The following is a 17,876-nucleotide window of genomic DNA, read 5'->3' on the forward strand; positions in this document are numbered from 1 at the left end:
GGTCGCGCAGGTCCCGCAGCAGACCGAGGATCTCGGCCTGCACCGTCACGTCCAGCGCGGTGGTCGGCTCGTCGGCGATCAGCAGCGACGGCTCGTTCGCCACCGCGATGGCGATCACCACGCGTTGCAGCTGACCACCGGACATCTCGTGCGGGAACGCCCTGAACCGCTCCTCGGGCAGTCCGACCAGCCGCAGCAGCTCGAGCGCCCGTGCCTTCGCCGCGGAACGCGAGACCGAACGGTGCACCCGCACCGCCTCCACGATCTGGCTGCCGATCGTGAAGACCGGGTTGAGGGCGCTCATGGGTTCCTGGAACACCATGCCGACCTCGTTGCCCCGCACCGAACGCAGCTCGGCCGGCGACAACGAGTACAGATCGCGCCCGGCCAGCAACGCCTTTCCCGACACGGAAGCGCTCGCGGGAAGCAGGCCCAGCAACGACATCGCGGTCACGGTCTTGCCGGAACCCGACTCGCCGACGACGGCGAGGACCTCCCCGGTGGCCAGCGAGAAGGAGACCTCGCTGACCACCGCGGAGGAACCGAACTCCACCGAGACGTTCTCGACGGACAGCAGGTCACTCACTTGGTGAGGCCCAGCTGCAGGTAGTTCGGGTAGGCCGGGAAGTCGGCGATGAAGAAGTTGCCGACCTTCGAGCCGTGCAGGAACGAGTTGCGGGTGTAGATCAGCGGCACCACCGGCGAGTCCTGCAGGATCCGCTTGTCGATCGCGGCCCACTTCCTGCCGGCCTCAACGGGGTCCACAGTGGACTGCGCTTCCCCGATCAGCTTGTCCACCTCGGCGTTGGAGTACCGGGAGAGGTTGTAGCCGCCCCTGCCGATCTCCGACGAGGCGAAGAGCGGCTGGATGTTCGAGTTGGCGCTGGGGAAGTCCGGCTGCCACGACGCCAGCGTGAGGTCGTATGCCGGGTTCTCCGCGAGGTTCGTCTCGGTCTCGTACGCGTCCGTCTCCAGCGACCGGATGGTGACCTTGATGTTCGCGCGGGCCAGCGCCGCTTGGATGGCCTCGGACTTGTCGGTGAGGTTGTTGGACTTGTTCAGCACCAGGGTGAGGTTGTCCAGGCCGTTCGGGAAACCGGCCTCGGCGAGCAGCTGCTTCGCCTTCTCCGGGTCCCCCTCGGGCTTCGTGGGGTAGAGGTCGAACTGCTCGCGGCCCTCGATGCCCTGCGTGATCAACGTGGAGGCGGTGTCCCCGGCGAGCGCGGCCGAACCGGCGGACGCGACCTGGTAGGCGGCCTTGTTCACCGCGTACTGGAACGCCTGGCGCACCTTGACGTTGTTCAGCGGCGCCTTCTGGGTGTTGAGGCCGAGGTACGCGACCGCGCCGGACTTCGACGTCACGAGCCGGGACTTGGCCGCGGCGTTGCCCTGCAGCTGCGCGAGCTGGGCGGGGGAGACGAACGACGCGCCGAACGCGAACTTGTCGTCACCGGAGTCGGCGGCGAGACGCTGCGAGACGACCGAGGCCTCCTGGCCGAGCTGGATGACGACCTCGTCCGGCAGGCCCGTGCGCACCTGGTCCTTGGCGGCCTCCCAGTGCGGGTTCCGGGAGAGCTTGACCTCGACGCCCTTCTGGTAGCTCGCGATCTGGTACGGGCCGGACGCGATGGCGTGCTCGGCGTAGTCCGCCTCGGCGCCCTTGCCCTTCGGCACCGGCGCGAACGCGGGCGTGGACGCGATCCACGGCCAGTCGCCGTACGGGCGGGTCAGGGTGAAGACGATGGTCTTCTCGTCCGGGGTCTTGATGGAGTCGAGTTCCTTGCCCTCGAACGGTCCTTTGTAGTCACCGCCGCCGAGCAGGTCCTTGTGGTAGCCGAGACCGCCGCCGAACGCCGGCGCGAACGAGCGCTCGACGCCCCACTTCACGTCGGCGGACGTGATCGGCGTGCCGTCGCTGAACTTCAGCCCGTCCTGCAGGGTGAACGTCCAGGTCCTGCCGCCGTCGGTGGTCTTGCCGGTGTCGGCGAGGTCGGGCACGACCTTCGCGGGCTGGCCGACGGCGTTCTGCCAGCCGGTCAGCCTGCGGTGCACCAGGGCGAGCTGGGTGATCGCGAGGTTCTGCGACTTGGCAGGGTCGAAGTTGATCGAGCGCGACTCGGACAGGATGCGCAGCGTGCCGCCCTTCTCGGGCTTGGCGTCACCGGAGGCCTTCTGGTCGTTCGCCCCGCACGCGGAGACCCCCAGGGCCCCGAGCAGCACGACGGCAAGAAACTTCTTGCGGTACAACGGACTTTCCTCCCTCAGGTGAGCCGTGCTCGAGGATCGAGCAGGCCGTAGGACAGGTCGACGACCGCGTTGGCGACGACAACGAGAAAACCGGCGAACAACGTGCAGCCGAGCAGTGTCGGCAGGTCGCGGGAGTGCACCGCGTCGATCAGCAGACCGCCCAGGCCCGGCAGGCTGAACACGCGCTCGGTGATCACCGCGCCACCGAGCAGCGACCCGAGCTCGATACCGGTCAGCGTCACGACGGGCAGCAGCACGTTGCGCAGCGCGTGTTTGCCGACGACCGTCCGCTCGGGCACGCCCTTGGCCCGCGCGGTGCGGATGAAGTCCTCGCTCATCGTCTCGAGCATTTGAGTGCGGGTGAGCTTGACGTAGAACGCGCCGTGCGCGAACGCCAGCACGAACCACGGCAGCACGAGCCCCCACGCCCACCGCACCGGATCCTCGGAGAGCTCGGTGTAGTTGCCGACCGGCACCACGTCGAGCTGGAACCCGAGCACGAGGATCCCGAGCAGTCCCACCAGGTACACCGGCGCGGACACCCCGATCACCGACCCGGCCACCGCGGCGCGGTCGAACCAGGAGCCCTTGTGCAGCGCGGCGTACACACCCACGGCCACGCCCAGCACCACCCACAGCACCGCGGCGCCGACGGCGAGCGAGACCGTGACCGGCAGGCGGCCGCCGATCAGCTCCAGCACGTCGGCGTTCTGCTGGAACGAGTAGCCGAAGCAGGGCGCGGTGCAGTGGATCGCGGTCGGCCCGGTGCCGAACGTCCGCCCGGTGAAGATCCCGCCGAGGAACGTGAGGAACTGCTGCCACCACGGCTCGTCGAAGCCCATGAACTCCCGTGCCAGCGCGAGGTTCTCCGGCGTGCACGGCTTGCCGCACGCCATCAGCGCCGGATCCGAGGGCACCAGGTAGAAGACGATGTACGTGCAGAACGCCACGACGAGCAGCACGAGCACCGTGCCACCGAGCCGGGCGGCGGCGAACCTGAGCGTTCTCACCGGCGCACCCCCGACTTCGGGTCGAGGGCGTCGCGCAGCCCGTCGCCCAGCGCGTTGAACCCCCAGGTGACCGCGAACAGCGCGAGACCGGGGAACAGCAGGAACGCGGGATCCACGGCGACCCAGTCGATCGCGGCGCTGATCGACCGCCCCCAGCTGGGCGTGGGCGGCAGCACGCCGACGCCGAGGAACGACAGCGCGGCCTCCAGCCCGATCTTGCCGGGCACCGACAACGTTGCCATCACCAGCACCGGGCCCCAGAGGTTCGGCAGCAGCTCGGTGCGGAACACCTGCCACGGCGACGCCCCGAGCGTGCGGGCGGCCTTCACGAAGTTGCGCTCCTTGAGGGTGAGCACCTGCGACCGCACGATCCGCGCGGTCGTCGGCCACCCGAAGAACCCGATCACGATGATCAGCAGCAGTGCCCGCGGGAAGTCGGCCGGCACGACCGCGCCGAGCGCGATCATGAACACCAGGTACGGGAAGCCCAGGAACACGTCGGCGCTCCAGGTGATCACCCGGTCCACCCAGCCGCCGAGGTAGCCCGCGGCCGCGCCGATCAGCACGCCCAGCCCGATCGACACCAGCGTGGCCGCGAGACCGATCAGGAACGACGTGCGCGCGCCGTGCACGACGATCGCGAACAGGTCCCGGCCGGTGAGCGGCTCGACCCCGAACCAGTGCTCACCGCTCACGCCGCCGAACGACCCCGCAGGCAGCCCGTTCGCGGGATCGAGCGCGGTCGAGTCGTAGGTGTACGGGTCGTGGCCCTCGATGGCGGTGAGGACGTCCGCGAAGATCGCGACCAGGCCGATCACGACGACGGCGACGGTGCCGGCGAGCGCCCAGCGGTCGCGGGCGAGCACCGATCTGACCGCGGCGGGCACGGACCGCGCGACGGGAGATGACAACTTCGTGACCTGCTTCTTCGGGGCGATCTCGGGAGATGATCGCTGGCGCTGACACCGTAGGCCGACCAGGTGACATCGAGATGTCGTGTCCACAAGGTGAGAATTCTTCAGTGCTATTACTTCAGTGCTGACAGAAATTAGGTTGCACGAGGGTGGCAGGGTGGATCTTCATGGGGAACGAGAACGACGTGAAGACGCTCCGGGAGATGGCCGGTCTGGTCACGCCGATGGCATTGCGGGTCGCGGTGACACTGGGCCTGCCGGATCGTTTGAGGGCCGGCGGGGCCGCGGCCGTCGATCACCTCGCCGAGGAGCTCGGCGTCGACCCAGGAGCCCTCGAGCTGCTCCTCGGCCACCTCACCACCCTCGGCATCGTTGAACGGGTCGGTGACGGCTACCGGACCACCGGCTTCGGTGCGAACCTCTGCGCGGACGCCGGCACCGGCCTGCACAACCTCCTCCATCAGGACACCGCGGCCGGGCGCGCCGATTTGGCCTTCGTCGATCTGCTGCACAGCGTCCGCACCGGCGAGCCCGCCTACCCGCTGCGCTACGGGCAGGGCTTCTGGGCCGATCTCGACGAGCAGCCGCACCTGCGCGAGGCGTTCGACCGGCAGATGACCTGGCGGATCCGCCAGCGGGTGCCGAAGTTCGTCGACGCGGTGGACTGGGCGCGGTTCGGGTTGATCGTGGACGTCGGAGGCGGGCCAGGCGACCTGCTCGCGGCCGTGCTCGCCGCGCACCCGGACGTCCGCGGCCACCTCGTCGACCTGGAGGTCGGTCCGGCCCGGCAGAACCTGGGCGACCGTGCCGAGGTGACGCAGGGCAGCTTCTTCGACCCGTTGCCCGCGGGCGGTGACGCCTACCTGCTGTTCGACATCCTGCACGACTGGGACGACGACAGCGCCGGTCGGATCCTGGGCCGCTGCGCCGAGGCCATGCCGGCAAGTGCAAGGCTGGTCGTGGTCGAAGGCATCCGAGGTGTGGGCGCCGCGACCGAGATGGATCTGATCATGCTGGTGCACTTCGGCGGACGTGAGCGGAGCGTCGAAGAGCTGACGAAGCTGGCAGAACCGCACGGATTGACGCTCGGAGGGGTAACAGAGGTTCCGGGTGACCACTCGGTGCTCGAATTCCGCAAACATCCGATCTAAGGTGAGGACCGCCGCCGCACTGACGAAGGGACTCCCATGCGTCGAGCAGCGGTCGTCGCGGCCCTGTTGATCCTCTTCACCGGCACCCCCGCCCAGGCCGCGCCCGGCGTGGGCGTGCGGGTGGATCCCACCAGCAAGAGCAGCGTCGGCAAGGACTTCGCCGGCTTCAGCTACGAGAAGGACCGGGTCGGGGCGCGGATGTTCAACGCCCGCAACGCCGACCTGGTCCGGCTCTTCCGGCTGCTCGGCCCGAGCCTGCTGCGCATCGGCGGCAACCTGGTGGACATGACCACCTGGAACCCGTCCGGCACCGGCGGCAAGCCGACCGAGGTGACGGCTTCCGACATCCAGGAGCTCTCGCTGTTCGCGAAGGCCACCGGGTGGAAGATCGTCTACGGCATCAACCTCAAGACCAACACGCCGGAGGCCGCTGCCGACGAGGCGGCGGCTGCCACGCGGATCCTCGGCAGGGACCTGGTGGCGTTCGAGATCGGCAACGAGCCCAACGTCTACGTGAAGACGTGGCCGGAGTACGAGGCGCTGTTCGGCAAGTACGCCGACGCGATCAGGGCGAAGGTGCCGGGCGCGAAGTTCGACGGCCCCGGTCAGGCGAACAGCAGCTCGTGGGCAGAGGACTTCGCCCGCACGCAGAAGGACAGGGGTGCGAGCATCCTGTCCACGCACGTCTACATCGCGAAGAACACCGAGGCGAACATCCCCGGCATGCTGGCGTCCAACTCGTCGGGCCGGCTGCCGAACATCTCGGCCGCGATGGAGAAGGCCTGGTCCGCCAACGGGATCGTGCAGTGGCGCGTCACCGAGGCGAACAACTACTTCCACGGCGGCGCGGACGGCGTGAGCAACGTGCAGGCGGCGGCGTTGTGGTCGCTGGACTACATGTCGGGCGTCGCGGCGCGGCAGGGTTCGGGCATCAACTTCCACGGCGGCACGTCGACGCAGTTCCCGCTGCACTACTCGCCGATCCGCTACGACGGGCTCGATCCTGCTGGCGTGCAGGCGGTCTACTACGGCGAGCTGTTGTGGAAGCTGGCCGGGCCCGGTGCCTACCACTCCGCGACCGTCTCCGGTGCCACTGACGTCACGGCGTGGGGCGTCGGCGACAACGTGTTCGTCAACAACAAGGGCACGAGCGCGATGACGACGACGATCACGTTGCCGAAGAAGGCTCACAGCGCCAAGGTCTACGTGCTGACCGCTCCCGCGCTGGACTCCAAGGAGATCACCATCGCGGGGTCGAAGGTCGGGAAGAACGCGAAGTTCACGCCACGGCCCAAGAACGCGAAGGTGACCGGCACGACGACCACGGTCGACGTGCCGGCCAGCAGCGCGGTCCTGGTCGTCACTCGCTGAGTGCGGCGATCCGCTCCTGGGCCTCGGCGAGGTCGTCGGCGGTCGGCGCGTCGTCCTGGGTGAGGGCGCGGCGCCAGTAGCCGGAGAACTCGATGTCCTTTTTGGACACGCCGAGTCCGGCGAAGTGCCTCCGCAGTGCGCGCACCGCGGAGGCCTCGCCGCCCAGCCACACCCAGGTCGACGACGGCACGTCCTGGGCCGTCACCACCGAGACCAGGTCCTCCCCGGCGCTGCGATGCACCCACCGCACGCCGGGGATGTCCTGTTCCTCGGCCGGATCTTCGATTTCCACGAACACCAGCCGCCTCTGCCCGGCGGGCAGCAGTTCCAGCAGTGAGGCGATCGCGGGCAAAGCCGTTTCGTCGCCCGCGAACACCAGCAGGCCGGCGTTTCCGAGCGGCCGGGCGTAGTCGGCGGACGGCCCGAATCGGCCGATGACGTCGCCCGGCTTGGCGTGAGCTGCCCATTTCGAGGCGGGACCGTGGTCGCCGTGCAACACGAAGTCCACGGTCAGCACGCCGTCGACCAGCGAGCGGACGGTGAAGCCGCGCATCCACGGCCGTTCGGGCTCGGGCATGGCGAGGTAGGCCTGGTACCAGACGCCGACGTCCTCGGAATCCGACACGAAGGCAGGCCCGTTCGGCTTGGGGAACAACAGTTTCAGCTGCTGGTCAGGCCAGCTCCCGACCTCAGCGAGGCCGTCGCCGGTGAACGTCATCCGGACCATGCGCGGAGTCAGCGGGACGACCGCGGTCACCGTCAGCAGGCTCATGCCAAATACTCCTTCAGGTGCTGGGCGGTGAGAGTGGTCGACTGAGCGACCAGGTCGGCCGGCGTGCCGGTGAACACGACCTGGCCGCCGTCGTGCCCGGCGCCCGGACCCATGTCGACGATCCAGTCGGCGTGCGCCATCACGGCCAGATGGTGCTCGATGACGATCACGGTGTTGCCCGCGTCGATGAGCTGGTCGAGCAGGCCGAGCAACTGGTCGACGTCGGCGAGGTGCAGGCCGGACGTCGGCTCGTCCAGCACGTAGGTCGACGCCTTCTCGGCCATGTGGATGGCGAGCTTGAGCCGTTGCCGCTCGCCGCCGGACAGCGTGGTCAGCGGCTGGCCGAGCGACAGGTACGACAGGCCCACGTCGTTGAGGCGGCTCAGCACGGAATGTGCCTGGCCGGACGGGAAGAACGACAGAGCCTCGGCGACGGACATGCCGAGCACCTCGCTGATGTTCTTGCCCCGCAACGTGTAGCGCAGCACCTCTGGCGTGAACCGCTTGCCCTCGCACTTCTCGCACACCGTCGCGACGCCGGCCATCATCGCCAGGTCGGTGTAGACGAGTCCGATGCCCTTGCAGTTCTCGCAAGCGCCTGCGGAGTTCGCGCTGAACAGAGCCGCCTTCACGCCGTTGGCCTTGGCGAACGCCGTGCGGACGGAGTCGAGCAGCCCGGTGTAGGTGGCGGGGTTGGACCGGCGCGACCCGCGGATCGGCGACTGGTCGACGGTCACGACGTCGGGTCGCTTGCGCAGTGACCCGTGGATCAGCGACGACTTGCCGGAGCCCGCCACGCCGGTGACGACGGTCAGCACGCCGAGCGGGATGTCGACGCTGACGTCCTTGAGGTTGTTGGTCCGAGCGCCTTGGATCGTCAGGAAGCCTTGCGGGGACCGGAACTCCGGCCGCAGCTTGGCGCGGTGGTCGAGGTGGCGCCCGGTGAGCGTGCCCGAGGAACGCAGCCCGGCGACGTCACCGGAGTAGCAGAGGTGGCCGCCGTTGACACCCGCGCCGGGGCCGAGGTCGACGACGTGATCGGCGATCGCGATGGTCTCCGGCTTGTGCTCGACGACCAGCACGGTGTTGCCCTTGTCCCTGAGCTGCAGCAGGAGGTTGTTCATGCGCTGGATGTCGTGCGGGTGCAGGCCGACGGTCGGTTCGTCGAACACATAAGTGATGTCGGTGAGCGAGGATCCCAGGTGCCGCACCATCTTCACGCGCTGCGACTCGCCGCCGGACAGCGTCGCGGACTCGCGGTCGAGCGACAGGTAGCCGAGGCCGATCTCGACCAGCGAGTCGAGGGTGCTGCGCAACGTGGCCAGCAGCGGTGCGACGGACGGGTCGCCGATGCCGTGCACGAACTGCGCGAGGTCGCTGATCTGCATCGCGCAGCAGTCGGCGATGTTCACGCCGCGGATCTTGGAGCTGAGCGCGGCCTCGTTGAGCCGTGCGCCCCGGCAGGCCTGGCAGGTGGCGAACGTGACGGCCCGGTCGACGAACGCCTTGACGTGCGGCTGCATCGACTCGCGGTCCTTGCTCAGGATCGTCCGCTGCAGCTTCGGGATCAGGCCTTCGTAGGTGACGTTGGTGCCGCCGATGCCGAGCTTCGTCGTCGGTTTGTGGAGGAAGTCGTTGAGCTGCTGCCCGGTGAAGGTGCTGATCGGCTGGTCGGCGGGGTAGAGGCCGGAGTGCGCGAGGACCTTCCAGTACCAGGTGCCGACGCCGTAGTTCGGGGCGTCGATCGCGCCTTCGTTGAGCGACTTGGACTTGTCGACGATGGCGTCCACGTCGATGGTGGTGACCTTGCCCAGGCCCTCGCAGGCCGGGCACATGCCCTCGGGCAGGTTGAAGCTGAACGCGCCGGACGTGCCCACGTGCGGCGTGCCCAGGCGGCTGAAGACGATCCGGAGCATGGTGTGCGCGTCGGTGGCCGTGCCGACGGTGGAGCGGGAGTTCGCGCCCATCCGCTCCTGGTCGACGATGATCGCCGCGCTGAGGTTGTGCAGCGCGTCCACGTCCGGGCGCCCGATCGAGGGCATGAACGACTGCAGGAACGCGGTGTAGGTCTCGTTGATCATGCGCTGGGACTCGGCCGCGATCGTGCCGAAGACCAGCGAGGACTTGCCGGAACCGGACACGCCGGTGAACACGGTCAGGCGGCGCTTCGGGACGTCGAGCGAGACGTCCGCGAGGTTGTTCTCCCTGGCGCCGCGCACCTGGATCACGTCATGGCTGTCGGCAGCAGTCACACTTCCCCCTGTGATTCTTTATGCCGTAAAGTATCGGCCGACCAGGTTACTTTACGGCGTAAGGAGTGGCAACTGTGGTCGTCTACGCAGGTCAGGGTGACCCGCGCCGGTCCATCGAGCTGCTCTGGCGCGGCTCTGTCGTCGAATCCCGTCCTGGCCCGAAGCCCGGTCTGAGCGTGGACGCGATCGTCGACGCGGGCATCGCGGTCGCCGACGAGCAGGGAATTGCGTTCTCGATGCGCGCGGTGGGGGAGCGCCTCGGCCGGACCGCGATGGCGCTCTACACCTACGTGCCGGGCAAGAACGAGCTGGTCGACCTCATGTACGACCGCACGATGTCCGAGCTGCCCGGGGCGTATTCGTTGGACGACGGTTGGCGGCCTGCGGTGACTCAGTGGGCGCACGACATGTGGGAGTTCTACGGTCGTCACCCGTGGGTGCTGCAGGTGTCGCAGGCCCGTCCGGTGCTCGGCCCGCACGAGTTCGCGGTGATCGAGGCCCTGGCGGCGATCCTGGTCTCGACCGGCCTGCCGGGACGCCAGCTGCGCGGCATCGTCGGGGCGATCAACTACTTCGTGCGCGGCGCCGCCCAGACCATCACCGAAGCCCGTGCCGCCGGTGGCGCGACCGGTGAGGCGGACGAGGAGTGGTGGTACGCGCGGTCCGCCGTGCTGATGGAGCTCGAACCGGAGCTGGACAAGAAGTTCCCGATGCTGCACGTGCTGGAGAACGATCGAGAGCCCATCGATCCTTCGTTGCCGTACCTGGAGAACGACGCGTTGGAGAACTTCCGCAGTGGTCTGCTCGTCCTTTTGGACGGCATCGAGGCTGCTGTGGCAAAACCGTGACAATTTCCGGACCTTCATGGCACATGGACCCGATGGGATCGTGTCCATGTCGATCGGCAGACTCCTGGTGGCCGTCGCGTGTGCGATGGTGCTGACCGCGCCGAGCACGGCGGCCGCCACCTCGGTGCGGCACCACCGGCCCGCCGTCATGACGATGGAGTACTCGGTCGGCGACCTGCGCGCGGTGGTCCACTCGCCCCGCACGCTCGTCGGCACCCGGCCGCTGGTGTTCCAGTTCCACGGCTACGACGAGGTCGCGGAGTCGTTGGCGCGGCAGGGATCCGTCGTCGTGCTGGTGAGCGACCGGACGGCGGTGGACCGGCATCTGGAGCTGTGGCGGTCGTTGAGCAAGGCGGAAGGGCCTTTGGCGGAGCGGTTCCGGGGGTTCGCGGGCCACTTCACTGTGGCAGAACCGTGACACGGTCCGCACAAGACCCGCAAAAGTGCTCGGTTGGATCACCGCATGGCATTCGGCAAAGCCGCGGCCGCCGTCGCGTGTGCGATGGTGCTGACCGCGCCGACCACCTCCGCAGCTCCGGACAACAGCGTCAGAAGGGTCGAGTACTCGCTCGGTGATCGGGCCTTCCAGGTGCCCGGCTTTCACACCGAACCGGGCGGTCCCGTCGCGGACCTCGAGCTCACCGCGATCGTGCACGCCCCGCGCACGCTCGTCGGCAAGCGGCCGCTCGTGTTGCTGGCGCACGGTTTCTGGAAGCCCTGCCAGGGCGAGCAGTGGGCTTGGCCGTGTCCGGCCGGGGACGCGTTCCCGAGCTACCGCGGATACGACTACCTGGGGGAGGAGCTGGCGCGGCAGGGTTTCGTGGCCGTGTCGGTGAGCGTGAACGGCGTCAACGCCGGTGAGATGGGCGAGATCGCGGACGTCGCGCGAGCCGCGGTGATGAGCAAGCACCTGGAGATGTGGCGTGACCTCAACGACGGCAAGGGGCCGCTCACTCGCATGCTCAGCGGTTTCAAGAACCACGTGGACCTGACCAACGTCGGCACGCTCGGCCACTCCCGCGGCGGGCGGGGCGCGGTCTACCAGGCTTCGGACAAGCACATCGCCGCGCTGCCGCGAGGTGTGCGGATCAGGGCTGTTCTTCCGCTGGCCCCTGCCGGCTACTACGCGCCGGACCCGGAGGCGCCGGAGAACCTCGACTACCGCATCACGAAGATCCCGTTCGCGGTTGTGGCCGGCGACTGCGACGCCATCGCCGGGCAGGCTGCCGGGTACGTGACCAACGCCCAGGGCCGCAACCTGGTCCCGATCCACCTGGTGACACCGAAGCGGGCCAACCACAACTTCTTCAACACCGAGTGGTCCTACGACCACGACAACCACTGTGCGGACGGCCCGACGCTGACCCAGGAGGAGCAGCGGAAGGTCGCCACCAGCTACATCCCGGCGTTCTTCCGGCAGTACCTCCTGAATCGGCGAAACCCGATCGTCAGCGAGGGCTACCAGGGCGTCGACGTCGTGACACATCAACCGATCGGCTAAGCCTGAACGCGACTTTAAGTGGTCGCGGCCCCCTTCCACCACTGCCAAGGTGGTGGTGGAAGGGGGAAATTCCATGCTCAAGACAACTGCGCTGCTCACTGCGGCGCTCATAGTCCTGACCGCCGGACCCGCCACCGCCCGCAACAACGGCGACTGGGCCGGATGGCAGAAGGACCTCAACGGTTCGAGGCACAACGCGGCCGAGTGGCGCCTCAACCAGAACAACGCGAGCAAGCTCAAGCTGAAGTGGGCGTTCGCCTACCCGAAGGGCGAGGTCGAGTTCGTCCGCAGCCAGCCGGCCGTTGTCGGCGACACGATCTACTTCGGCAGCCCGGACGGCAAGTTCTACGCGCGCAACGCCCGTACCGGTGCCGGCAAGTGGGAGTTCGAGCTCCCGAAGGCGAGCAGGGCCACGTACAACTCCGACGGGCCGACGGTCGCGGACGGCAAGGTGATCTTCGGGGACAGCGCGGGCAGGTTGTTCGCGCTCGACCAGCGGACCGGGCGGCAGCGCTGGCAGGCGCAGCTGGACACCACCGTCGCGGCGATGACCACCAGCTCGCCGATCGTCTACAACGGACTCGTGTACGTCGGGACCTCCAGCAGCGAGAACGTGTTGCCGCGCGACTTCCCGTGCTGCACGTTCCGCGGGCACATCGACGCCTACGACGTCGACACGGGTGCGTTGGTGTGGCGGCACTACACGGTGCCGGAGCCCGTCGAGGTGGGGACGTGGCCCAACGGCGTCAAGCGGTTCGAGCCGTCCGGCGCCGGGGTGTGGAGCTCGCCGGTGATCGACCGCAGGACCGGCACGCTCTACGTCGGCACCGGGCAGAACTACACCGGCAAGGGCGGCGAGTTCGACTCGTTGCTGGCGCTCGACACCCGCACCGGACGGGTCAAGTGGACCAACCAGGTCACCGACGCCGACACGTGGCGCGGGGCGTGCAACGAGCCGGATCCCGAGGGATATTGCCCGGGGCTCAAGGACAACACCAACCTCGACTACGACATCGGCTCGATGCCGAACCTGTTCGAGGTGGGTGGCAGGCAGCTCGTCGGTGTGGGGCAGAAGCTGGGCGTCTACCACGTGTTCGACGCGAAGACCGGCCAGGTCGTGTGGCGGCGGCAGCTGGGTTCGCCGTGGCCCAGCGGCGGTATCGGCGGCATCCAGTGGGGTGCGAGCTACGACGGCAAGCGGCTCTACATCGCCACCTACGCCGCCGATCCGGGCAAGCTGTTCGCGGTGGATCCCGCCACGGGCAACGTCCTGTGGGAGACGCCGGCACCCGCTGACGGCTGCGACACGGGTGGTGCGGCCGGGCAGCCGGGATGCGGGCCCGCACATGGTGTTCCGGTGACCAGCACGCCCGGTGTGGTGTGGCTGGGCGCGCAGGACGGCAAGTTCCGCGCGTACAACGCGAAGACCGGCAAGATCCTGTGGACCTACGACACCATCCAGGACGTGAAGGGTGTCAACGGGTTGACCGGAAGCGGCGGCAACCTGGCCGGTCCCGGCACGGGTGCGGTGGTGTCGGACGGCATGGTCTACGTCCAGTCCGGCTACTTCGCGCCGTACACGAACCCGTACGGGCACGTGCTACTCGCGTTCGGCCTCTAGTTTCGCGCGGACGGAATCAGCAGAAAGTCCTGCGCCGACTCGCAGTTCGAGCGATTTCTGCCAGGCGAGGCGAGCAGACTCGGCGTCACCCGCGGCCGCGTGGGTGTCGCCGAGCTGTTCGTAGGCCGCGGCTTCGTGCGGGAGGTCGCCGCCGAGCCGGAAGCACGCGGACGACTGGGTGAACGCGTGCACGGCGCGCGGGAAATCACGCAGCCCGAGGTAGGCGGTGCCGAGGTTGTCCCACGTCTCGCCCTGGCCGAACAGGTGGCCCATCGCCTGCCACATCGGCATGACGCGCTCGGAGTAGGAGACCGAGGCGGCGTAGTCGCCGATCTTGCCGTAGCCCCACGCCAGTCCGGTCAGGGCGTTGGCCTGCCCGTACTGGTCGCCGCTCTCCTCGAACAACACGAGCCCGCGCCGCGTGTACTCCATCGCCTCGTGGATCTGGTCGTCGGTGCACAGCATCGCGATGTTCAGCAGCACACCGGCCTGCCCGGCCGCGTCGCCCTCGTACACCTCGAACGCCCGCTCCAGCACGGCCCTGGACTCGCCGAGCCGCTTGAGCCTGCCGAGCCCCCGGCCGACGTTGATCAGCGTGCGGCCGATCCCGTCGGTGTCGCCGAGTTGTTCGACCGCGGCGAGCGCGAGTTGCTGGGACGTCAGCAGATCCTGGTAGCGCGCCTGCCGGTCGAGGACGTCCGCGAGCGACCAGCCCATCAGCCACGTCTGCTCCGGCGTGCCGAGGGGCAGCGCGGCCATCAACGTCGGGTGCTCCGCCATGAGCCACCTCAACGCCTCCTCGCGCGTGCCCATCGGCGGCACGACCACGCCGGGACCCGGTTCGGGGGTGATCGGGCGGCGGCGGGTCGGGGTGAACGCGACACCCGCCTCGACGCCGGTGAGCGCGAGGTGGTCGAGCAGCCGGTTCAGCGCCTGCTCGCCCTCGTCGTGCTGGGCCAGTTCGGCCGCGTAGTCGCGCAGCAGGTCGTGGCACGTGAACCGGCCCGGCTCCGACTTCTCGATCAGGTTCGCCCTGGCCAGTTCCGCCAGCAGCGTCTCGGTCTCCTGCACCGGAAGCCCGGCCAGGGATGCCGCGCCCGCGAGGCTGATGTCCGAGCCCGGCATCAGCCCGAGCAACCGGAACAGCCGCAACGCCGCCGGGCTGAGTGCCTTGCAGGAGTGGGAGAACACCGACCGCAGGTCCGCGGTGACGTCATCGTCGTCGGCGAACGCGTCGAGGTCGGCCAGCTCGTCCGCCAGCGCTGCCAGCGGGAACTCCGGCTGCGTCGCCGCCCGTGCACCAGCGACCGCGAGGGCCAGCGGCAGGCGGGCGCAGCGGCGGACCACGGTGTCGACGGCCTCCGGTTCGGCCTGCGCGCGGTCGTGACCGATGCGCGCGGCCAGCAGCTCGCGGGCGTCGTCGGGCGGCAGCAGGCCGAGCGACAGCGACCGCGCCCGGTGCGACGGCTTGAGCGCGGTGCGGCTCGTGACCACCACGTGGGTGTCGGGCGTGCGCGGCAGCAGAGGTTCGATCTGGTCGGCGTCGGTCGCGTTGTCCAGCAGCATCAGGACTTTCTTGCCGGCCAGCGCGTCCCGCAGCAACGCCGACTGCCCGGCCAGGTCGTGCGGCACCTTCGCGCGCGGCACGTCCAGCGCCGACAGGAACCGCAGCAGCGCGTCACCGGGGCCCAGCGCCGCACCGGACGGCCCGAAGCCGTGCAGGTTCACGTACAGCTGGCCGTCCGGGAACCGTTCCGCGGCCCGGTGCGCCCAGTGCACGGCGAGCGAGGTCTTGCCGACGCCGCCGGTGCCGGTGATCACGACGACGCCGTTCGGCGCCTGGTCCAGCTCGGCCAGCTCCACCGCCCTGCCCGTGAACGGTTTGGGCGCGGCGGGCAGCTGCCGCGGCGCCGAGGCGGTCTGCAGCCGCCGGTGCAGGGTGGTGAGCTGCCGGGACGGTTCCGCGCCCAGCTCGGTCGCCAGCCTGGCCTTGAGCACGTCGAAGTGGGTCAGCGCGTCGGACGTGCGACCGCTGCCGTGCAACGCCTCGATCAGCTGGGCCGCGACGCGTTCGTCCAGAGGTCGTTGCGCCGCAAGCGTGTGCAGCTCGGGCACCACAGCGCTGTGCTCGCCCGCGCCGAGCCGTGCGTCCACGTGGTCGAGCCGGGCCGCGAGCAGTTCGTCCGCGAAACCGGCACGCTGCCGGCGCGCCCACGGAGTGTCCAGAGTGGACAGGAGGTCCTCGCCGGCCAGGGCGAGGGCCTCTGCGGTGCGGCCGGTGCGCACGAGGTGGCGGAACAGGTGCAGATCGATCTCCAGCGGATCGACCCGCACCACGTACCCGCCCGCCTCGCGCTCGATCAGGCCGGGCAACGTCTGCCGCAACCGGGTCAGCCACGTCTGCGTCATCGCGCGGGCACGGGCGGGCGGCGCGTCCCCGAGGACGCGTTCGACCAGCTCGTCGGCGCCGACCACCCGGCCGGCGTCGACCAGCAGCACTCCCAGCAGGGCTCCCAGCCGCGTCGGGCCGAACTCGGTCGTGCGGTCGCCTGCCCGCGCCGAGACCCCGCCGAACACCGTGAACCGCACGTTGATCACCGTATCCGTTCCCGCGGCCGGTCACACCGCGTGGACCGGTTTCGCCGGGCAGCGAAATTCTAGAGCTTTTCTCAGGGTGCTGACAGCAGACTCCTAGGCACGCGCGGCTTAGTGGAGTCAGGGAGGTCGCCATGCTGATCGATCGCACCATGCCGCTGGGCACAGCGCTGACAGTCACGTACGCCTCGGAACGCGGCCCGCGCACGCACAACGCCGACGCCTACGCCACCAACGGCCGCCGCACCTTCGTGGTCGCCGACGGGGTGGGCGACTCGCAGGCCGCCGCCGAGGCTGCTTGGGCCGCCGCTCAAGCCGCAGCCCTGCTCACCGACCCGGTCGCCGCGATCCTGGCCGCGCACGACGCGCTGCAGGTGCACAGCGGCGACGCCGTGATCGTGGTCGCGGTGGCCCGGCCGGACGGGGGCTTCGACATCGCGTGGGCAGGAGACGCCCGCGCGTACGCCTCGGCCGGCGACGACCTCGTGCAGCTCACGAGCGACCACACGGTGGCCGAGTACTTCCGCGAGCGCGGGGTGGTGCCGGAGCCGCGGCTGGAGCACGTCGTGACGAACACGGTCCGGCACGCCACCGCGGAGAACATCGGGCGGGCGGCGACACGGGCCGCGCGGCTCGTGCTCGCGTCCGATGGCGTCTACGGGCCGTTGGGGCACGACGGGATCGAGGCGATCATGGCCGGACACGCGTCGGCGGAGCGGCTCGTGCGCGCGGCTTTGTACGCGGGCGGGACGGACAACGCGACGGCGCTGGTCGTCAGCTGACCGTCAGCCTGCCTTCTTCTTGCCCCGCTTGCTCTTGCTCGCCTCGACGCTGCGCTGCAACGCCTCCATGAGGTCCACGACCCCCGTGGCCTCGGGAGGCTCGGCCTCGACGACGACCTCACGGCCCTTCTGCTTGGCCTTGATCAGCTTGTTCACGCGCTCGGTGTACGTGTCGCGGTAGTCCTTCGGGTTCCAGTCGTCGGCCATGGACTCGACCAGCGACACGGCCATGTCGAGCTCCTTGCCGCGCGGCGCCCGGCCCTCTGGCATCTCCAGCACGTCCTTCGGCTCGCGGATCTCGTCCGCGAAGAAGAGCGTGTGCACGGCGAGGATCCCGTTGTCCTCCTTGAGCGCGGTCAGGTACTGCTTGCCGCGCATGACGAACACCGCGATCCCGGCCCTGTTCGTCTTCTTCATCGCCTGCGCCAGCAACAGGTACGGGCGGGAGAACTCCGGCTTGGCCGGGCCGAGCCAGTAGGTCTTCTGGAAGAACACCGGGTCGATCTCGTCGAGGTCCACGAACGCCTCGATGTCGAGCGTCCGGGACCGGCCCGGCGCGATGTCGTCCAGCTCCTCGGGTTCCACGATCACGTACTCGCCGTCGCCGGCCTCGTGGCCCTTCACGATCTTGTCGTAGGGCACCTCGCGACCGGTGCGCTCGTTGACGCGCTTGTACCGGATGCGGTCGGACGTGCCGCGCTGGAACTGGTTGAAGTGCACCGTGTGGTCCGTGGTGGCGCTGTACAGCTCCACCGGGATGCTCACCAGCCCGAAACTGACCGACCCGCTCCAGATCGCTCGTGCCATGCGGG

At 69.2% G+C, this 17,876-nt stretch carries 14 protein-coding genes and 1 pseudogene; 7 read left to right on the plus strand and 8 right to left on the minus strand.

Annotation, left to right across the window (positions count from 1 at the left end; translation table 11 throughout):
• From UK23_RS28970 to UK23_RS28985, 4 genes are all read right to left on the minus strand, one after another.
• A partial coding sequence (locus UK23_RS28970) for an ABC transporter ATP-binding protein (protein WP_045314837.1) occupies positions 1-586 on the minus strand: 586 nt, incomplete at its 3' end.
• Positions 583-2,247 carry an ABC transporter substrate-binding protein gene (locus UK23_RS28975; RefSeq protein ID WP_045314838.1) on the minus strand — a complete coding sequence of 555 codons (1,665 nt, stop codon included), beginning with the start codon at positions 2,245-2,247 and terminating at the stop codon, positions 583-585. The genes UK23_RS28975 and UK23_RS28970, both read right to left, overlap by 4 nt.
• Before the next feature lie 14 nt (positions 2,248-2,261).
• On the minus strand, positions 2,262-3,257 hold the full coding sequence (locus UK23_RS28980) for an ABC transporter permease (RefSeq protein ID WP_045314839.1): 996 nt from the start codon (positions 3,255-3,257) through the stop codon (positions 2,262-2,264).
• Positions 3,254-4,168 carry an ABC transporter permease gene (locus UK23_RS28985; RefSeq protein WP_045314840.1) on the minus strand — a complete coding sequence of 305 codons (915 nt, stop codon included), beginning with the start codon at positions 4,166-4,168 and terminating at the stop codon, positions 3,254-3,256. The genes UK23_RS28980 and UK23_RS28985 overlap by 4 nt, the downstream gene beginning before the upstream one ends.
• A gap of 170 nt (positions 4,169-4,338) precedes the next feature.
• Between UK23_RS28985 and UK23_RS28990 the strand changes: the two genes are divergently transcribed.
• Positions 4,339-5,322, plus strand: a complete 984-nt coding sequence (locus UK23_RS28990; protein WP_045314841.1) for a methyltransferase — start codon at positions 4,339-4,341, stop codon at positions 5,320-5,322.
• Between the two features lie 36 nt (positions 5,323-5,358).
• Positions 5,359-6,693, plus strand: coding sequence for a glycosyl hydrolase family protein (locus UK23_RS28995; protein ID WP_045314842.1), 1,335 nt, complete (start codon positions 5,359-5,361; stop codon positions 6,691-6,693).
• Here UK23_RS28995 and UK23_RS29000 read toward each other — a convergent pair.
• Positions 6,683-7,465 (minus strand): siderophore-interacting protein, encoded by a 783-nt coding sequence (locus UK23_RS29000; protein WP_045314843.1) that lies wholly within the window; start codon positions 7,463-7,465, stop codon positions 6,683-6,685. The genes UK23_RS28995 and UK23_RS29000 overlap by 11 nt on opposite strands.
• Positions 7,462-9,717 carry an ATP-binding cassette domain-containing protein gene (locus tag UK23_RS29005; protein ID WP_045314844.1) on the minus strand — a complete coding sequence of 752 codons (2,256 nt, stop codon included), beginning with the start codon at positions 9,715-9,717 and terminating at the stop codon, positions 7,462-7,464. The genes UK23_RS29000 and UK23_RS29005 overlap by 4 nt, the downstream gene beginning before the upstream one ends.
• A gap of 74 nt (positions 9,718-9,791) precedes the next feature.
• Here UK23_RS29005 and UK23_RS29010 point away from each other — a divergent pair, with 74 nt between their 5' ends.
• The 4 genes from UK23_RS29010 (at position 9,792) to UK23_RS29025 (ending at position 13,687) form a co-directional block, all read left to right on the plus strand.
• Entirely contained in the window at positions 9,792-10,565 is a 774-nt protein-coding gene (locus tag UK23_RS29010) for a TetR/AcrR family transcriptional regulator C-terminal domain-containing protein (RefSeq protein WP_045314845.1), read from the plus strand.
• A 46-nt stretch (positions 10,566-10,611) separates the two neighbouring features.
• On the plus strand, positions 10,612-10,983 hold the full coding sequence (locus UK23_RS29015) for a hypothetical protein (protein ID WP_045314846.1): 372 nt from the start codon (positions 10,612-10,614) through the stop codon (positions 10,981-10,983).
• Between the two features lie 45 nt (positions 10,984-11,028).
• The gene (locus UK23_RS29020) at positions 11,029-12,066 is read left to right on the plus strand and encodes an alpha/beta hydrolase family protein (protein WP_045314847.1); all 1,038 of its coding nucleotides are present in this window, start codon (positions 11,029-11,031) and stop codon (positions 12,064-12,066) included.
• A gap of 73 nt (positions 12,067-12,139) precedes the next feature.
• Positions 12,140-13,687: a PQQ-binding-like beta-propeller repeat protein gene (locus tag UK23_RS29025; protein WP_045314848.1), complete on the plus strand. Its 1,548-nt coding sequence runs from the start codon at positions 12,140-12,142 to the stop codon at positions 13,685-13,687.
• Here the strand turns inward: UK23_RS29025 and UK23_RS29030 are convergent.
• Positions 13,667-16,276: an AfsR/SARP family transcriptional regulator gene (locus UK23_RS29030; RefSeq protein ID WP_156213453.1), complete on the minus strand. Its 2,610-nt coding sequence runs from the start codon at positions 16,274-16,276 to the stop codon at positions 13,667-13,669. The genes UK23_RS29025 and UK23_RS29030 overlap by 21 nt on opposite strands.
• 140 nt (positions 16,277-16,416) lie before the next feature.
• Between UK23_RS29030 and UK23_RS29040 the strand changes: the two genes are divergently transcribed.
• Positions 16,417-17,064, plus strand: a complete 648-nt coding sequence (locus UK23_RS29040) for a PP2C family protein-serine/threonine phosphatase (protein WP_231114723.1) — start codon at positions 16,417-16,419, stop codon at positions 17,062-17,064.
• Between the two features lie 15 nt (positions 17,065-17,079).
• Here the strand turns inward: UK23_RS29040 and UK23_RS29045 are convergent.
• Positions 17,080-17,871, minus strand: a pseudogene (locus UK23_RS29045) (Ku protein); the annotation flags it as partial.
• Positions 17,872-17,876: the final 5 nt, after the last annotated feature.

The organism is Lentzea aerocolonigenes (assembly GCF_000955955.1).
In the GTDB taxonomy this organism is placed as follows: domain Bacteria; phylum Actinomycetota; class Actinomycetes; order Mycobacteriales; family Pseudonocardiaceae; genus Lentzea; species Lentzea aerocolonigenes_A.

Bases quoted from the DNA above. Each gene is read 5' to 3' on its own strand.
- UK23_RS29040 (WP_231114723.1), top strand. From the start codon at position 16,417: ATGCTGATCGATCGCACCATGCCGCTGGGCACAGCGCTGACAGTCACG.
- UK23_RS28990 (WP_045314841.1), top strand. From the start codon at position 4,339: ATGGGGAACGAGAACGACGTGAAGACGCTCCGGGAGATGGCCGGTCTG.
- UK23_RS29025 (WP_045314848.1), top strand. From the start codon at position 12,140: ATGCTCAAGACAACTGCGCTGCTCACTGCGGCGCTCATAGTCCTGACC.
- UK23_RS28995 (WP_045314842.1), top strand. From the start codon at position 5,359: ATGCGTCGAGCAGCGGTCGTCGCGGCCCTGTTGATCCTCTTCACCGGC.
- UK23_RS29000 (WP_045314843.1), bottom strand. From the start codon at position 7,465: ATGAGCCTGCTGACGGTGACCGCGGTCGTCCCGCTGACTCCGCGCATG.
- UK23_RS29020 (WP_045314847.1), top strand. From the start codon at position 11,029: ATGGCATTCGGCAAAGCCGCGGCCGCCGTCGCGTGTGCGATGGTGCTG.
- UK23_RS29015 (WP_045314846.1), top strand. From the start codon at position 10,612: ATGTCGATCGGCAGACTCCTGGTGGCCGTCGCGTGTGCGATGGTGCTG.